At 68.2% G+C, this 14811-nt stretch carries 12 protein-coding genes; 4 read left to right on the forward strand and 8 right to left on the reverse strand.

Annotation, left to right across the window (positions count from 1 at the left end; genetic code table 11):
• The first annotated feature begins 79 nt into the window (after nucleotides 1-79).
• Entirely contained in the window at nucleotides 80-1060 is a 981-nt protein-coding gene (gene galE, locus BM066_RS14295) for a UDP-glucose 4-epimerase GalE (protein WP_089928952.1), read from the forward strand.
• A 153-nt stretch (nucleotides 1061-1213) separates the two neighbouring features.
• Complete coding sequence (locus BM066_RS14300; protein ID WP_143093737.1) at nucleotides 1214-1828, forward strand: zf-HC2 domain-containing protein; 615 nt, start codon at nucleotides 1214-1216, stop codon at nucleotides 1826-1828.
• A gap of 165 nt (nucleotides 1829-1993) precedes the next feature.
• Here the strand turns inward: BM066_RS14300 and BM066_RS14305 are convergent, their stop codons facing one another.
• Nucleotides 1994-2776 carry a Crp/Fnr family transcriptional regulator gene (locus BM066_RS14305; protein ID WP_089928956.1) on the reverse strand — a complete coding sequence of 261 codons (783 nt, stop codon included), beginning with the start codon at nucleotides 2774-2776 and terminating at the stop codon, nucleotides 1994-1996.
• Between the two features lie 1047 nt (nucleotides 2777-3823).
• On the opposite strand from BM066_RS14305, the gene BM066_RS27285 reads away from it, so the two are divergent.
• Nucleotides 3824-5311, forward strand: a complete 1488-nt coding sequence (locus BM066_RS27285) for a calcium-binding protein (protein WP_143093738.1) — start codon at nucleotides 3824-3826, stop codon at nucleotides 5309-5311.
• A 387-nt stretch (nucleotides 5312-5698) separates the two neighbouring features.
• On the opposite strand, the gene BM066_RS14320 is transcribed toward BM066_RS27285, so the two are convergent.
• The 3 genes from BM066_RS14320 to murC form a co-directional block, all read right to left on the reverse strand.
• Nucleotides 5699-7105, reverse strand: coding sequence for a M20/M25/M40 family metallo-hydrolase (locus BM066_RS14320; protein WP_089928958.1), 1407 nt, complete (start codon nucleotides 7103-7105; stop codon nucleotides 5699-5701).
• A gap of 219 nt (nucleotides 7106-7324) precedes the next feature.
• The gene (gene murB, locus BM066_RS14325) at nucleotides 7325-8230 is read right to left on the reverse strand and encodes a UDP-N-acetylmuramate dehydrogenase (RefSeq protein WP_089928960.1); all 906 of its coding nucleotides are present in this window, start codon (nucleotides 8228-8230) and stop codon (nucleotides 7325-7327) included.
• Between the two features lie 169 nt (nucleotides 8231-8399).
• Nucleotides 8400-9818: a UDP-N-acetylmuramate--L-alanine ligase gene (murC, locus tag BM066_RS14330; protein ID WP_089928962.1), complete on the reverse strand. Its 1419-nt coding sequence runs from the start codon at nucleotides 9816-9818 to the stop codon at nucleotides 8400-8402.
• A 57-nt stretch (nucleotides 9819-9875) separates the two neighbouring features.
• Between murC and BM066_RS14335 the strand changes: the two genes are divergently transcribed.
• Complete coding sequence (locus tag BM066_RS14335) at nucleotides 9876-10370, forward strand: hypothetical protein (RefSeq protein ID WP_255367592.1); 495 nt, start codon at nucleotides 9876-9878, stop codon at nucleotides 10368-10370.
• Nucleotides 10371-10440: 70 nt separating this feature from the next.
• Here BM066_RS14335 and BM066_RS14340 read toward each other — a convergent pair whose 3' ends face one another.
• The 4 genes from BM066_RS14340 to murD all read right to left on the reverse strand — a co-directional run bounded on the left by BM066_RS14340 (nucleotide 10441) and on the right by murD (nucleotide 14804).
• Nucleotides 10441-10719: a hypothetical protein gene (locus BM066_RS14340; protein ID WP_089928964.1), complete on the reverse strand. Its 279-nt coding sequence runs from the start codon at nucleotides 10717-10719 to the stop codon at nucleotides 10441-10443.
• 148 nt (nucleotides 10720-10867) lie between these two features.
• Nucleotides 10868-11953, reverse strand: coding sequence for an undecaprenyldiphospho-muramoylpentapeptide beta-N-acetylglucosaminyltransferase (gene murG / locus BM066_RS14345; RefSeq protein WP_089928966.1), 1086 nt, complete (start codon nucleotides 11951-11953; stop codon nucleotides 10868-10870).
• Nucleotides 11954-12013: 60 nt separating this feature from the next.
• The gene (ftsW, locus tag BM066_RS14350) at nucleotides 12014-13186 is read right to left on the reverse strand and encodes a putative lipid II flippase FtsW (protein ID WP_089928969.1); all 1173 of its coding nucleotides are present in this window, start codon (nucleotides 13184-13186) and stop codon (nucleotides 12014-12016) included.
• Between the two features lie 199 nt (nucleotides 13187-13385).
• Nucleotides 13386-14804 carry a UDP-N-acetylmuramoyl-L-alanine--D-glutamate ligase gene (gene murD / locus BM066_RS14355; protein ID WP_089928972.1) on the reverse strand — a complete coding sequence of 473 codons (1419 nt, stop codon included), beginning with the start codon at nucleotides 14802-14804 and terminating at the stop codon, nucleotides 13386-13388.
• Nucleotides 14805-14811 lie beyond the last annotated feature (7 nt).

Here is a 14811-nt window from a genome sequence, read left to right on the forward strand (position 1 = left end):
ATACATCTAGAATTTCCCTTATAAATCTAAGGATCTGAGCGCCACATCGCGCTCATTTCTGATTTAGAAAGGTGAAATTATGACGGTTCTCATCACGGGAGGTGCTGGATATATTGGCAGCCACATGGCCTTGACGCTACTTGAGCGGGGCGAAGACGTTTGCGTGCTCGACAATATCTCAACTGGAATTAGATCTCTGGTTCCCGACGCCGCGCATTTCTACCAGGGCGACATCGCCAACCAAGCGCTAGTCCAGTGGATTCTCACCGACCATGACATAGACACGGTCCTGCACTTCGCGGGCTCGACCGTTGTCCCCGAGTCTGTCGAAAATCCGCTACTGTACTATGAGAATAACACGTCCAAGACGCGTCACCTGCTGGAGGCCTGCGTCCGGAGCGGCGTGAAGCACTTCATCTTCTCGTCGACGGCCGCCATCTACGGCGCTTCCCAGGAGGCGGTGATCGGGGAGGACGCCGCCAAGTCGCCGGCCAACCCCTACGGTCGTTCCAAGCTCATGACCGAATGGATGCTGCAGGACACCGCGCATGCGACGGGCCTGCGCTATATCGCTCTGCGCTATTTCAACGTCGCCGGCGCCGACCCGTTGGGTAGGTCCGGGCAATCGACGCCCAGGGCGTCGCACCTCGTCAAACGCGCCTGCCAGGCCGCGCTTGGGCTCCTACCCTACATCGGAATTTTCGGCGTGGACTACGAAACGCCGGACGGCACCGGCGTACGGGACTACATCCACGTCAGCGACCTTGTCGCCGCGCACGCTCTGGCGCTTGGCCACTTGCGTTCGGGCGGCGTGTCTGGCGCCTTCAATTGCGGCTACGGGCACGGCTTCTCCGTCCGGGAGGTGATCGGGGCCGTCGAGAACGCCGCCGGCCGCCGGCTGCCCGTGCGGGAGTTTCCCCGGCGGGCGGGAGATCCGCCGATCGTCGTGGCCGATCCGACGCGACTCAAGACCCAACTAGGGTGGATTCCGCTGCATGAGGCGCTGGAAAAAATCGTCGGGGACGCGCTGGCCTGGGAGCGTCGTTTGAGCGCCGCCTGAAGCATGGTCCACGGCGTCCTTGGCGGGATCTGGTACGAAGCGTTCGCGAAATCCCGGCGGCTGGCTCCGACGAGAGGCCCGGCCACGGGGTGGCGCGGGGGGCGAGACCGCCCGGATCGCCAAGGCGCCGATATCGACGCCGAAGCTCTCCGTATGCACGTGAAGCACGCCTACGTCTGGCAGGACCCTGCCGGGGAGGAAGGATCGTCGATGGTTTTTGAACACCCCTCGGCCGCGCTGCTCTCGGACTACGACCGCGGGGGCCTGGCGCCGGGCGCGGCGCTGGCGGTGGTCGCGCATCTTGACCTCTGCCGACAATGCAGGCTGACCCTGGGACGGATGGCCGGTCGGCGTTCGACGGCGGTGATCTCGCGGAACATTCCCGACGGCAGGCTGGCGGCCGCTCGTGGCCGCCATGAGGCGCCTTCGGCGGCTGGACCGCTCCCCCGCGCCCTGAGGCGCATGGCGATCGGGCGTTGGCGTGCGGCCGGCCGGGGCGTCATGAGCGCGCCGCTCCGGGGCGTCAGCGGCCTTGGCGAGTCCGTCCATCTGCTTAGGGTCGCGCCAGGAGCGCCGTTCGCCCTGCCGAACGCGGCGGAACTCCTTCTGGTGGCGACGGGCGCCGTCCGGGTCGGCTTGAACCGCTATGCCGGCGGCGACTTCCTGGACCTGGCCGCGACGCGCGCGTCACACGCCACGGCCGACGCCCGGACCGGCTGCCTCTGCCTCGTGGTGGGGGACGACGAACTGTATCGGCCCCATCCCTGAGCGGCCCACGCGTCCGCACACTTCCCGCTTCCAGCCCAAGGCCGCTCAGAGGTCGGAAAGCGCTAGAGCGTTTCCCGACCTGATTGCCTCAAGCCGGGCGCCCTAGATCCTTGTTCTGGCGCATTTTCTTCACGCGAACCGGTGGCCGCTTCGCGCGAAAATGCTCTAGGCCGACAAGTTCCGTTTCGGGGACGGGATGGCGCGGCTCATGCAATCCTCACTCGCGCGTAGCGTCAACACGTCGAACTCCAGATCGTCGGCTTCCGATCGATAGCATGACGCCGCCGCCAGCCTTGGCCGATTCCTGAGCGTCACGGATCCGGCCTTGATATAGACCCAGCCTTCCTTGCGCAGACCCTTCAGGGTGCGGTTGATGTGCACGACGCTGAGCCCCAAGGCGTCCGCGAAGACCTCCTGGGTCAAGGGTATCTTGAACGTCTCGCCATGAACCAGGCCGACGCGTTCGAGCCGCTCATGGAGCTCGAGCAGAAGATGGATCACCCTTTCCTTCGCCGAGAGCCGCCCCATGCGCATGAGGTGGTCGTAGAGGCGCCGCTCCCTTTGAAGCGCCGCGTCCCGGCAAGCGGAGTCCGTCAGCTGCGGCCCGCGGTTCACGACCTCGAGCCGCGTGAGCGCGACGACGCCGCAGGCGCCGACGCTTCCAGCTCCGCGGGCCTCGATGGCGTCGCCGGGGAGAAGAAACGAGAAAATCTGCCTCCGGCCGTCAGGGAGGATACGCAACTCGCAAGCCCAGCCCGAGACGATGATCAGCTGTTTTCCAGGACCGGTGCGCTCGCCCTGTCGGACCTGCGACCCGGCGTCGTAATGCTCGACGCGGCGCCAGAATGCGCGGACACGTTCAACGTCTGAGATCTGTCCCGATCCAGAGTCACCCAGGGTAGATACCTGGAATGATGACTGACCAACAGAATACGCCTCGCCTTCCATCGAAAAACCCTCGCCCAAATCGTCTATTATTGATTTTTACTATGCAAATATCAGTACTACGGCGATCATTGCCTAGATATAATCTTCTTTATAGAAGTTGTATTATGCAATGATTTACCAATCTTAACAGTGAACTCGATGAATAATTTGTCAATACATCATTCGATGGTTACAGGGCGGCGACTCAGCGGGAATGGCGGACCTTCCATGGCCGCGGAACGCCCGGGGCCGACCTCCCCGCCCACTGAGGTCGCTACCCTCGCGGCTTAGCCACCGCCGCCCGGGGCCGGGCGGAGCGCGGGCAAATCGCCAGGCGAGGAAATCACGCTTGGGTGATCCGCGACCGTGCGGCCTAACGAGCAAGGCCAGAACCCGGCGCCGCTCGGCGCGCCCGACGTTCGCCCCCACCTCGCCAAGCTCTACCGCCGACAGGTCGAACGGTTGGGCTGAGGCGCTGAACGATCCCGAGGACCGCGCGAAGGCGGCGACCGCGCGAGGTTCGGCATGGCCCCCGAGCCGCTCAAATAGCCACCGGTGCGCCTTGGGGCATGACAAAATGGGTGGTCGCACCCTCTGGTGGCGCCGCCCCGGGTCTGGAGATCCAGCACACCGACGATTCGCGAACACTGTTCTCTGAAGATTACGAACAATGTTCACTGAAGACTACGAACAGTGTTCTCTGAAATATGCGAAGAATAGACGCAGGATAGACTGCGGCATTCTGACGCGGCGCCACGTTCATCCGCCGCCACCCCTAAAAGCTCGGGTTGCAAAGCTGTGCAGCAGGAAGATTTCGCCGCCATCGAGGCGGCTTTTCCAAAACTGCGCAAGCGATCTGTCTGTCCTGAGGAGGCCGCGGCGCTCTGGTTCCGGTACCAGCGCGACTTCAGAATGTTGCAATCGGGATACACCGGCCGACAGTCGGAGGTTGTTTAAAATCAATGGATTGGGGCGGGCCGGCTCCCATTCGCGCCGCACCGTCGCCCCAATTGGCCCAGCATTGGGCCTCTGAGGGCGGGGGCGCCGTCAAGCAAGAATGGAAGCCGAATGACCACACTCACGGTTGGCCAAGGCCAGCAATACTCGACGATCAGCGCCGCGGTGAATGCGTCCCATGATGGGGACGTCATCCAGGTTCAGGCTGGGACGTACACGAACGATTTCGCGACCATCAACACCAAGATCACCCTGCAAGGCGTAGGCGGGATGGTCCACATGGTGGCGACGGGCGACATCCCCAACGACAAGGGCATCCTGATCGTCAACACCGACGCCACGATCGACCACTTCGAGTTCTCGGGAGCCCAGGGGGCGAGCGGCAACGACGCCGGCATCCGCTATCAGGGCGGCGCGCTGACCCTGACCAACGACTATTTCCACGACAATCAGAATGGCCTGATGGGCGGCGGCGTCGTAGGCGGCACCATCACCATCATCAACAGCGAGTTCGCCAACAACGGGGCCGGCGACGGCTACACCCACAACCTCTATGTCGGCGACATCGCCAGGCTGACCATCACCGACAGCTACTTCCATGACGCGGTGGTCGGCCACGAGATCAAGAGCCGGGCCGCCGAGACTATCATCACCAACACGCGGATCATCGATAACAACTCCACCTCGAGCTACAGCGTCGACCTGCCGAACGGCGGCGCGGTGACCCTGACCAACAACATCATCCAACAGGGTCCGAATGGCGACAATCCGAACATCGTCGCCTACGGCGCCGAAGGTGTGACGCATACGGTCAACTCGCTGACCATGACCGGCAACACCGTGCTCAACGATATGGGCAGGGGAACGCTAGTGTTCGACGCCAGCGGCACTTCGGCCACGCTGGACGGGACGAAAGTGTGGGGGCTCACTGACAGCCAGCTGGCGTCCAGCTCGGCGGTGAAGGTCACCAACACCACGTACTTGTCCGCTGAGCCGACGCTCGACACCTCGCACCCCTGGGCGACCAGCACCCCGACGCCGACCCCGACCCCGACCCCGACTCCGACCCCAACCCCGACCCCGACCCCGACCCCGACCCCGACGGGCATCAACTGGTCGGGCGGTGGCCGCGGTGACGTGAAGTCCGGCGGCGCCGGCAACGACACCCTCTCGGGCAACGGGGGCGCCGACAACCTCTCGGGTCTGGCGGGCGATGACACCCTGTCGGGCGGCTCGGGCAGGGACACCCTGTCGGGCGGCTCCGGCAATGACAGCCTGCTGGGCGGTTCCGGCGATGACTTCCTGCTCGGCGGGACCGGCAACGACCAGCTGGCCGGCGGCGGCGGCAACGACGTCTACAGGTTCGAAGCCGGCGGCGGCCACGACACCGTCATGGGCTTCGCCACGCACAACTACTCCGGCGCGGAACGCGACCACTTCGACGTATCGAGCCTGGGCATCCACTCGTGGGATTACGCCTCCGCGATCCACATGACCGACACGGCGGCCGGCGTGGTGATCTCGGTGGGCGACATGGACATGCTGGTGTCCGGCATGCATGCGTCCAGCTTCAGCGCGGCCGACTTCCTGTTCGCCTGATCGAACACGCCCGCCGCGCCGGGAGCCTGCTACGGAGCGGACGCCAGGCGCGTAGAGCGCACGAATGACCTTTCGGGTCGGAAGCGGATACCCGCTTCCGACCCACGCCTTTGTCCCGACCGCCGCCCAACTGGGCCGGCCGCGACCCAGACGGCGATCGCCTTGCGCGGCCCGATCGACAAGATCGTGCTGACGCCCGGCGCCAAACGCGGGGAGATCAGCGCTCAGCTTTTCGGGGACCTGGAGACCGTCCCGGCCTGGACGCCCGACCAGGGAGACCAGCGGCGCGAGGCCGCTGGTTCGTTTCCGTGGACCGTCGAGGGCGCTTTGTCGGTTGCGGTAGGCGCACGGTCCGGGCTGACAATTGAAAGGCGGGCGGTAAGGGCCTTAGTGCCCCGCCGCTGCCGGGGCCGCCGCGCTCAACGCGCGGAAGTCGATGTCGCTGTCGGCCACCAGGTAGAGGAAGCTGGCCCAGGCGGCGACGTTCTGGGCTAGTTCTTCGGGGCGCACCTTGTTGAGAGTGTCGTCCATGGTGTGGTGGTAGTCGAAGTAGCGGCTGGCGTCCTGGTTCAGGGCCACCACCGGCACGCCCGACTCTTCCAGGCCCTCGATGTCGGCGCCTGCGTGGGCCGGCGGGGCGCGGTCGACATAGATCTTCAGGGCGGTCAGCACGCGGGCGGCGGTCTGCATGGCCGGGTGCCCCGCCGAACCCTTGGGGATCTGCAGGCTGTAGACGCGGTCGGCGCCGGTGTCGCTCTCGCCGGCCATGACGATCTTGGGCAGCTCGTCCTTGTGGGCGGCCAGATAGGCTTCCGACGAGCCGCCGCTCTCTTCCGAGCCGAACATCACCACGCGGATGGTGCGCTTGGGATGCTTGGGCAGGTCGCCGATCAGCTTGGCGGCGGCCGTGGTGATGGCCACGCCGGTGGCGTCGTCCAGGGCGCCGGTGCCGACGTCCCAGCTGTCCAGGTGGCCGCCGACGACGATCACCTCGTCGGGCTTTTCCGAGCCCTTGATCTCGCCCGAGATGTTCCAGGCCACGTCGGCCGGATCGACCGTCGAAGCCAGCTTCAGCCTGATGCGCAGCGGCCCCTTGGCGGCCAGGCGCTCCAGTTGCTCGGCCTCCGGCACGCCCAGGGCGGCCGAGGGGATCGAGACGACGCCGTCGCCGAAGGCCGTGACGCCGGTGTGCGGCACGGTGGAGTCCGAGGTCGAGACCGAGCGGATCAGCAGGGCGGCCGCGCCGCGCTTGGCGGCCTCGACCGGACCGGTCCGGCGCGAGATGCCGGCCACGCCATAGCCGGCGCCGTCCTGGGCGCGGACCATCGGCTGGGTGATCACCACGATCTTGCCCTTCAGCGCCCCCTCGGGCGCGGCCACCATCTCGGCATAGGTCTTGAACAGCGCCACCTCGGCCTCGATCCCGCCCGCGGGCGTCGGCACGGTGCGGCCCAGGCCGACGATGCTCAGCTTCAGCGGATAGGGGGCGACCAGTTCGGCGCTCTCCTCGCCGCGGGTCCACGACGGCTTGGCGAACTCCTCGACCTTGACGTTGGTGAAGCCCAGGGCCTTGAACTTGGCGACGCTCCAGTCCTTGGCGCGGGCCATGGCCGGCGAGCCGACCAGGCGCGGGCCGATGGTGGTGGTCAGGTCCTCGGTGACGTCCCAGGCGGTGCGGTCCAGCAGGGCCTTGTCGCGCAGGGCCTCGGCGGTCTTGGCATCCTGGGCGGAAGCGGCCCCGGCCATCAGGGCGGAAACGGCGGCGGCGGTCAGCAGCGTACGAAACAGGCGCATGAAATCTCCCTCGTCTGGGGGTTTCATAGCACCGCTCCGCGCCCGGAATAGGCAACAACCGGATGAACTATCCGTAACCTTTGGGATGCTCGGTGGTTGGGCGCCCAAGATCCTCCCCCTCTGGGGGAGGTGGCCCAGAGGGCCGGAGGGGGCAACTGGGCGTCGACCGCAGGACCCCTCAGTCGGCTTCGCCGACAGCTCCCCCAAAGGGGGAGCATCTTACCCCGCCCGCCCGATGCGCTTGATCTCCCAGTCCAGCTGGATCCCGGTCTTGGCCAGCACGTCGGCGCGCACGGTGTCGCCCAGGCCTTCCAGGTCGGCGGCGGTGGCCTCGCCGGTGTTGATCAGGAAGTTGCTGTGCAGCGGGCTGAACATCGCCCCGCCGTACAGCCGCCCGCGCCAGCCGGCCTCATCGACCAGCTTCCAGGACGAATGGCCCGGCGGGTTCTTGAAGGTCGAGCCGCCGGTCTTCTCGCGGATCGGCTGGGTGGTCTCGCGGCGCTCGGTGATCTCGCGCATGCGGGCCTTGATCGCGGCGGGGTCGTCGGGAAGCCCTTCGAACACCGCGTCCAGCACGATCAGGTCGCCGGCGTCCTGCAGGGCGCTGTGACGGTAGGTGAAGTGCAGGTCCTCGGTCGTCAGTTCGCGCACCTGGCCCTGGCGGTCCATGACCCGGGCCGAGACCAGCACGTTGGCGGTCTCCGAGCCGTAGCAGCCGGCGTTCATGATCGTCGCGCCGCCGACCGTGCCGGGGATGCCGGCGTAGAACTCCAGCCCGGCGATCCCGGCCTCGGCCGCCTTGCGGGCCAGGATGGCGTCGGGCACGGCGCCGCCGGCCTTGATGCGGTTGTCGCCCAGGGGCTCGACACCGTTGAAGCCCTTGCCCAGCCGAATCACCACGCCCTCGACCCCGCCGTCGCGGACCAGCAGGTTGGAGCCCACGCCGATCGCCAGCACGGGCACGGCCGGGTCCAGGGCCTTGAGGAAGTCGCTCAGGTCCTGCTCGTCGGCCGGCAGGAACACCACGTCGGCCGGACCGCCGACCCGGAACCAGGTGAACGGCGCCAGGGCCTCGTCGACCAGCAGCTTGCCGCGAACGGCGGGGAGGTTGGTTTTCCAGGTCATCGTGAACTCTCTCCTTCTCCCCTTGCGGGAGAAGGTGTCAGCGAAGCTGACGGATGAGGGGTCGCGCTGGCGGTGACGCCGTACGCGGTTGTCTCGGCCTTCAACCCCTCATCCGGCGCTTCGCGCCACCTTCTCCCGCCAGGGGAGAAGGGATTCAGGGTCGCGCGCCTCACTTCGCCAGCGCTTCCAGCTGCCCCGGCAGGGCGTAGGCCCAGCTCGTGATGTCCCCGGCGCCCAGCAGCACCACCAGGTCGCCCGACTGGGCCTCGGCGGCGATCAGGGCCGGCAGGGCGGCGGGGCCTTCCAGAGGCAGGGCGCGACGGTGGCCGAACTTCTTGAGGCCCTCGACCAGGTGGTCGCGGTCGACGCCCTCGATCGGCTGCTCGCCGGCCGTGTAGACGTCGGCGACGATCACCGTGTCGGCGTCGTTGAAGCAGCTGCTGAACTCGGTCATCAGGTCGCGCAGGCGGGTGAAGCGGTGCGGCTGGACCACGGCGATCACCTTGCCCGTCGAGACCGCGCGGGCGGCCTTCAGCACGGCGGCGATCTCGACCGGGTGGTGGCCGTAGTCGTCGACCACGCGGACGCCGTTGGCGACGCCGGTGGTGGTGAAGCGGCGCTTGACCCCGCCGAAGCCGGCCAGGCCGGCGCGGATGGCCTCGGCGTCGACCCCCAGCTCGCGGGCCACGGCCACGGCGGCGGCGGCGTTGAGCACGTTGTGATGGCCGGCCATCGGCATCTTCAGCCCGTCATAGCGGACCGGTTCGCCGTCGCGCGGCGAGACGACGATGTCGAACTGGGCGCCGTCCGGGCCCATCTGGATGTTGGAGACCCGGACCTCGGCCTGCGGGTTGGTCCCGTAGGTGACCAGGCGGCGATTCTCGATGCGCGCGGTCAGGGCCTGGACTTCCGGATGGTCGGTGCAGACCGCCGCGAAGCCGTAGAACGGAATGTTCTCGATGAAGTCCTGGAAGCCCTTCTTGACCGCGTCGAACGTGCCCCAGTGGTCCAGATGCTCGGCGTCGATGTTGGTGACGATGGCCACGGTGGACTTCAGCTTCAGGAACGAGCCGTCGCTCTCGTCGGCCTCGACCACGATCCAGTCGCCCTCGCCGACCTTGGCGTTGGTGCCGTAGGCGTTGATGATGCCGCCGTTGACCACGGTCGGGTCCAGGGCGCCGGCGTCCAGCAGGGCCGCGACCATCGAGGTGGTGGTGGTCTTGCCGTGGGTGCCGCCGACGGCGACGGAGAACTGCAGGCGCATCAGCTCGGCCAGCATCTCGGCGCGGCGGACCAGCGGCAGGCGCTTGTCGCGGCCGGCGGCCATCTCGGGATTGTCGGCCTTGACCGCGGTCGAATAGACGACGGCCGAGGCCCCGTCGACATGGGCCGCGTCATGGCCGATGAAGATCCGCGCGCCCAGCTTCTCCAGCCGCTCGGTGTTGGCGCTGGCCTTGGCGTCGCTGCCCTGCACGGTGTAGCCGATGCGGATCATGATCTCGGCGATGCCGGACATGCCGATGCCGCCGATGCCGATGAAGTGCACGGGGCCGAGTTCGAAGGGGACGGGTCGTCGACGCTGGATCATCACAGCGGATTAGACGATTTGGCGACGAGGTGGAACGGGATGTTTGGTGCAGAAGCCGTGGATTTTCCTCTCCTCCCCCGTTTCGCCGCGCTGCTTGGGGGAGGCGCGGTCGCCCTCGCCTCACCCGCCCTGGCCCAGCCCCCGCTGGAGCTGCGACTGGCCGACGTCGGCCGCTTCGCGACCTTCGTGGACATGGGCGGGATCGCCTGGACCGGGCGGACGGCGCGCTTGCGCGTGCTGCAGGTGACCGAGGAGGGCTTCACCGCCGGGACCGAGGCCTTCTGGGGCGGCTGGCGCTATGAAGTCATCGATTGCGACGCCCGCACGATCGCCCATGTGGGCTTCTCCAGCGTGCGGGCGGGCGGCCGTGAGGGTCCGGTCAGCGGCGACCAGCGGCCGGCGGCGGCGATCCCGCCGGGCGGCGCGGACGACGCGGCGGCCAAGGTGATCTGTGACGGCTGGCGGCCCTATGTCGGCGTGGCGCCGGCCGCAAGCGTCGAAGAGGCCGTGAAGGTCGGCCGGCCGTTGATCGCGACGGGCGCCGAACCCTAGCCGATCGCAACCGCCTGCGACCGGCCTCGCGCCCGCCTCTCGAAAGGCGCGGCGGGTTGCTGCCCCTCGGTCAGCCCCCGGGGAGGGTCGGTCCGCCGCCCGTGCAGACGAAGATCGGTTCGGCGTCATAGTACGGCGACGGCACATTGGCGCGGACCACATAGACGTAGTCGCCCACCTGGCCGCAGCCCAGGTCGCTGACCTGTCCGAGCACCTGCGTCTTCGCCGCGTCGGCATAGTAGGTGTAGGTGTAGGCGGTCAGCGGATCCTCGGCCATGGCGACCGGAGCGCCCAGGGCGACGAAGGCGGTCGCCGCGCCGGCGAGAACCGCCTTGATGCGGATGGTCATCGAGACTCTCCCCTCTGAAAAGCGCGACAGGCGCGCAGCTTGACCGTCCATCAGATCAAGCTCCAGATCAATCCTGGAGAGCATTCCTTACATTACAATTTTACAGCGCTCCGAGCCGGACGGCTCCGGGCGCGAAAGCTGATGGACCCTAACGCGCCGTCTTCTCCACTAGGTCCGCCAGCTCCTCCGCCGCGTCCGGCTTGGCCACGCTCCGCGCCCCCTCCGCCATGCGCGCCAGCCGTTCGGGATCCTTGAGTAGGGCGTTCAGGGCCCCGGCCATGGCGTCGACGGTCAGTTCGTCCTCCAGGCAGACGGCGGCGCCGCCGGCGTCCTCGAGCAGGCGGGCGTTGAAGCGCTGGTGGTCGTCGGCGGCGATCTTCAAGGGGATCAGGATCGACGGACGGCCGGCCACGGCCAGCTCGGTGCAGGTCGAGGCGCCGGAGCGGCCGATCACCAGGTGGGCCTGGCGCAGATAGCCGGCCATGTCGCGGAAGAACGGCGCGACCTCGCACTCGACCATGGCGTTGCGATAGGTCTTGCGGGCGCCCTCCATGCTCTCGGCCCGGGCCTGCTGGAACACCTTGAGGCGGCCGCGCATCTCCTCGGGCAGCTTGGCGACGGCCTCGGGGATCAGTTCGGACAGCAGGCGCGCGCCCTGGCTGCCGCCGGTGACCAGGATGCGCAGTTGCACCTCGGGCGGCAGGTAGGGCACGTCGTAGAGCGCGCGCACGGGCGGCCGTACGGGGTTGCCGACCACATGGGCGCGGGCCTTCACCGAGGGCTTGGCCATCTGCAAGGTCGGGAAGGCGCAGGCGACCGCGTCGACCCGCGACGCCAGGAAACGGTTCACGCGGCCCAGCACCGCGTTCTGCTCGTGGATCACGGTGGGCCGCTTCTGGGCCAGGGCACCCAGCAACGCGGGCAAGGCGGGATAGCCGCCGAAGCCGACGACCACCGCCGGGTCCAGGCGCCTGAAGGCGGCCTTGGCCTGGTTCACCCCCTGCCAGACCGCCAGGCCGGCCTTGACCATGCCGATCGGGTCGCCGGCCTTGGCGGTGGCGGCGGACAGCGCCAGGCGCTCCTGGGCCGGGAACTTGTCGGCATAGAGCGCGCCGCGCTCGTCGGTGGCCAGCACGATGCGCCAGCCGCGGGCGGCCAGGGTCTCGGCCAGGGCCTGGGCGGGGAACAGGTGCCCGCCGGTGCCCCCGGCGGCGACGACGGCCAGCTTGCTCATGGGAAGACGGCTCCGGTACGCGAGCGAATGACGGGCAAGGCGGCTCTCCTTCGAAGAGTCCTACCCCAGGGCCCCCGCCTGGTCGAACTCTCCCGCCCCGCCATAGGCCCCCGGACGCTTGCGCGTCAACGCTAGGGCCATGCCCAGGGTCAGGCCCATGGCCAGCATCGACGAGCCGCCATAGCTGATGAAGGGCAGGGTCATGCCCTTGGTCGGGATCATGTTCAGGTTCACGGCCACGTTGATGAAGGCCTGCTGGCCCACCAGCACGAACAGGCCCGAGGCGGCCACCTGCTCGAAGGTGTCGGTCAGCTTCATGGCCTTGTACAGCCCGCGCACCACGACGAAGGCGAACAGGGTGATCAGGGCCAGGGAGAACACCAGGCCGTATTCCTCGGCCGCCACCGAATAGATGAAGTCGGTGTGCAGGTCGGGCACGTGGCGCTTCATCACCCCCTCGCCCGGACCGCGCCCGAACAGGCCGCCGGCGTGGATGGCCTCGGCGGCGCGGGTGATCTGGTGGGTGTCGGCCTGGTCGGGGCTGAGGAACTTCTGCACCCGGGCGTGCACGTGGTCGAACAGGAAATAGGTCGACATCAGCCCGCCGACAGCCACCGCGCCCAGGCCCATGATCCACGAGATCGGCACCCCGGCCATCCAGAAGGCGGCCCCGAAGGCGATGGTGATCAGCACGGTCTGGCCGACGTCGGGCTGCACCAGCAGCAGGGCCACGGCGATGAAATAGAGGGCGAAGGCGATCGACACGCCCGGCACCCCCTCGCCCTTCTGGCCCTCGGCGAACATCCACGAGACCAGCACGATCAGGGCCGGCTTCATGAATTCCGACGGCTGGAAGGTGAAGCCGCCGATCAGCAGCCAGCGGGCCGCGCCCTTGGCGCTGTGGCCGATGAACGGCAGGGCCGCCATGACCCCGATGGCCAGGAGGTAGATGAAGAAGGCCGAGCGGCGGATGCCCCGGGGGCTGAGCATCGACACCGACAGCACGATCAGCGCCGCGCCCAGGCCGAAGATGCACTGGCGCACTGCGAAGTGGAACTGGTCGTCGATGCCGATCCGCGCGGCGGCGGCCGGGCTGGAGGCGAACGACAGCAGCACCCCCACCGTGACCAGCACCGCCGTGGCGCCCAGCAGCCAGTGATCGGTCGTCCACCACCAGACGCCGAGCCGCGAGCGGTCGGTGCGGGCGAAGGCGTGGGTGGTCTGGAACGTCATGGCCGGAGGGTCGGAGCTTAGGGTTAATCGAGTGTTGCGGCGGAGCTTGGCGGAGATGCGGCGAATGGACTCGAACTTGCCCCCACCTGCCCGCGTCGCGGTCTGTCCGCCCCCATGGGGGCGGAGCGCTTCAGGCTCTTCCCCCTCTGGGGGAAGACGGCCGAAGGCCAGTAGGGGGGCAAGTGCTGGCCCCTGAACCCTAAGCCCGCTTGGCGGCCGAGACCGGCGCCTTGCCCAGGCCGTTGACCGCCGCGCGGAAGGCCTCGCCCCGCTGCTCGAAGTCGGCGAACTGGTCGAACGAGGCGCAGGCCGGCGACAGCAGGACGATGGCCTCCTCGCCCGAGGCCGCGGCGTCGGCATAGGCGGCGGCGACGGCGGTCTCGATGTCGCCGCACTGGCGCACCGGGGCCTTGCCCTCCAGGGTCTTGCCGAAGTCCTCGGCCGCCTGGCCGATCAGATAGGCCGTGGCGACGCGCGGGAACAGGTCGGTCAGGTCGTCGATGCCGCCGGCCTTGGCCACGCCGCCGGCGATCCAGTGGAACTTGGGATAGCTGGACATCGCCTGGCGGGCGGCGTCGGCGTTGGTGGCCTTGCTGTCGTTGACGAAGCGGACCTTGCCGATCTTGCCGACCGTCTCCATCCGGTGGGCCAGGCCCGGGAAGCTCATCAGCCCGTCGACGGCCTGGTGCGGGGGGATGCCCAGGGCGCGGGCCGCGGCGTAGGCGGCGGCGGCGTTCTGCCAGTTGTGGCGGCCCGGCAGGCTGCGGGCGCGCAGCAGGTCGGCCATCTCGGTCACCCGCTCGCCGGTGGCGTCGTACAGCACGCCCTGCAGGGCGTAGACGCCCCGACCCATGGCCTTGCCGGCGCTGATCGGCCAGATGGTGCGGCGGTTGGCGGCGGTGATCTCGGTGCAGATCTGCTGGCACCAGGGATCGTCGACGCCGATGATGGCGGTGTCGCCCTTGCCCTGGTTCAGGAAGATCCGACGCTTGGCGGCGATATAGCCGTCCATGCCGCCGTGGCGGTCCAGGTGGTCGGGCGAGATGTTCAGCAGCACGACGGCGTCGGGCTTGAGGCTGGAGGTCAGGTCCAGCTGGTAGGACGAAAGCTCCAGCACGTAGACCGCGCCGCCGTGCATGTCCTCCAGGCCCAGCACGCCCTCGCCGATATTGCCGCCGACCCGGGTGTCGCGCCCGGCCTGGCGGCACAGGTGGCCGATCAGGGCGGTGGTGGTCGACTTGCCGTTGGTGCCGGTGATGGCGACGATCTTGGGCTTCTTGTGCTCGGGCGCGGCGTTGACCGTGCGGGCGAACAGCTCGATGTCGCCCAGCACCTCGACCCCGGCCGCCTTGGCCTTGGTCACCGTCCAGTGCGGCTTGGGATGGGTCAGCGGCACGCCCGGCGACAGCATCAGGGCCGCGAACTGGCTCCAGTCGGCCGTGGTCAGGTCGACGACGCTCAGCCCTTCGGCCACGGCCGCCTCGCGGCTGGCCGGCTTCTCGTCCCACAGCGCCACCCTGGCCCCGCCGGCGATCAGCGCGCGCGCGGCCGTCAGCCCCGTCCGGCCCAGGCCGAACACGGCGACGGTCTTGCCCTCGAAACCGCGGACCGGGATCATGGCGCGC

The sequence above is a fragment of the Caulobacter sp. UNC279MFTsu5.1 genome, assembly GCF_900114015.1.
GTDB lineage: Bacteria > Pseudomonadota > Alphaproteobacteria > Caulobacterales > Caulobacteraceae > Caulobacter.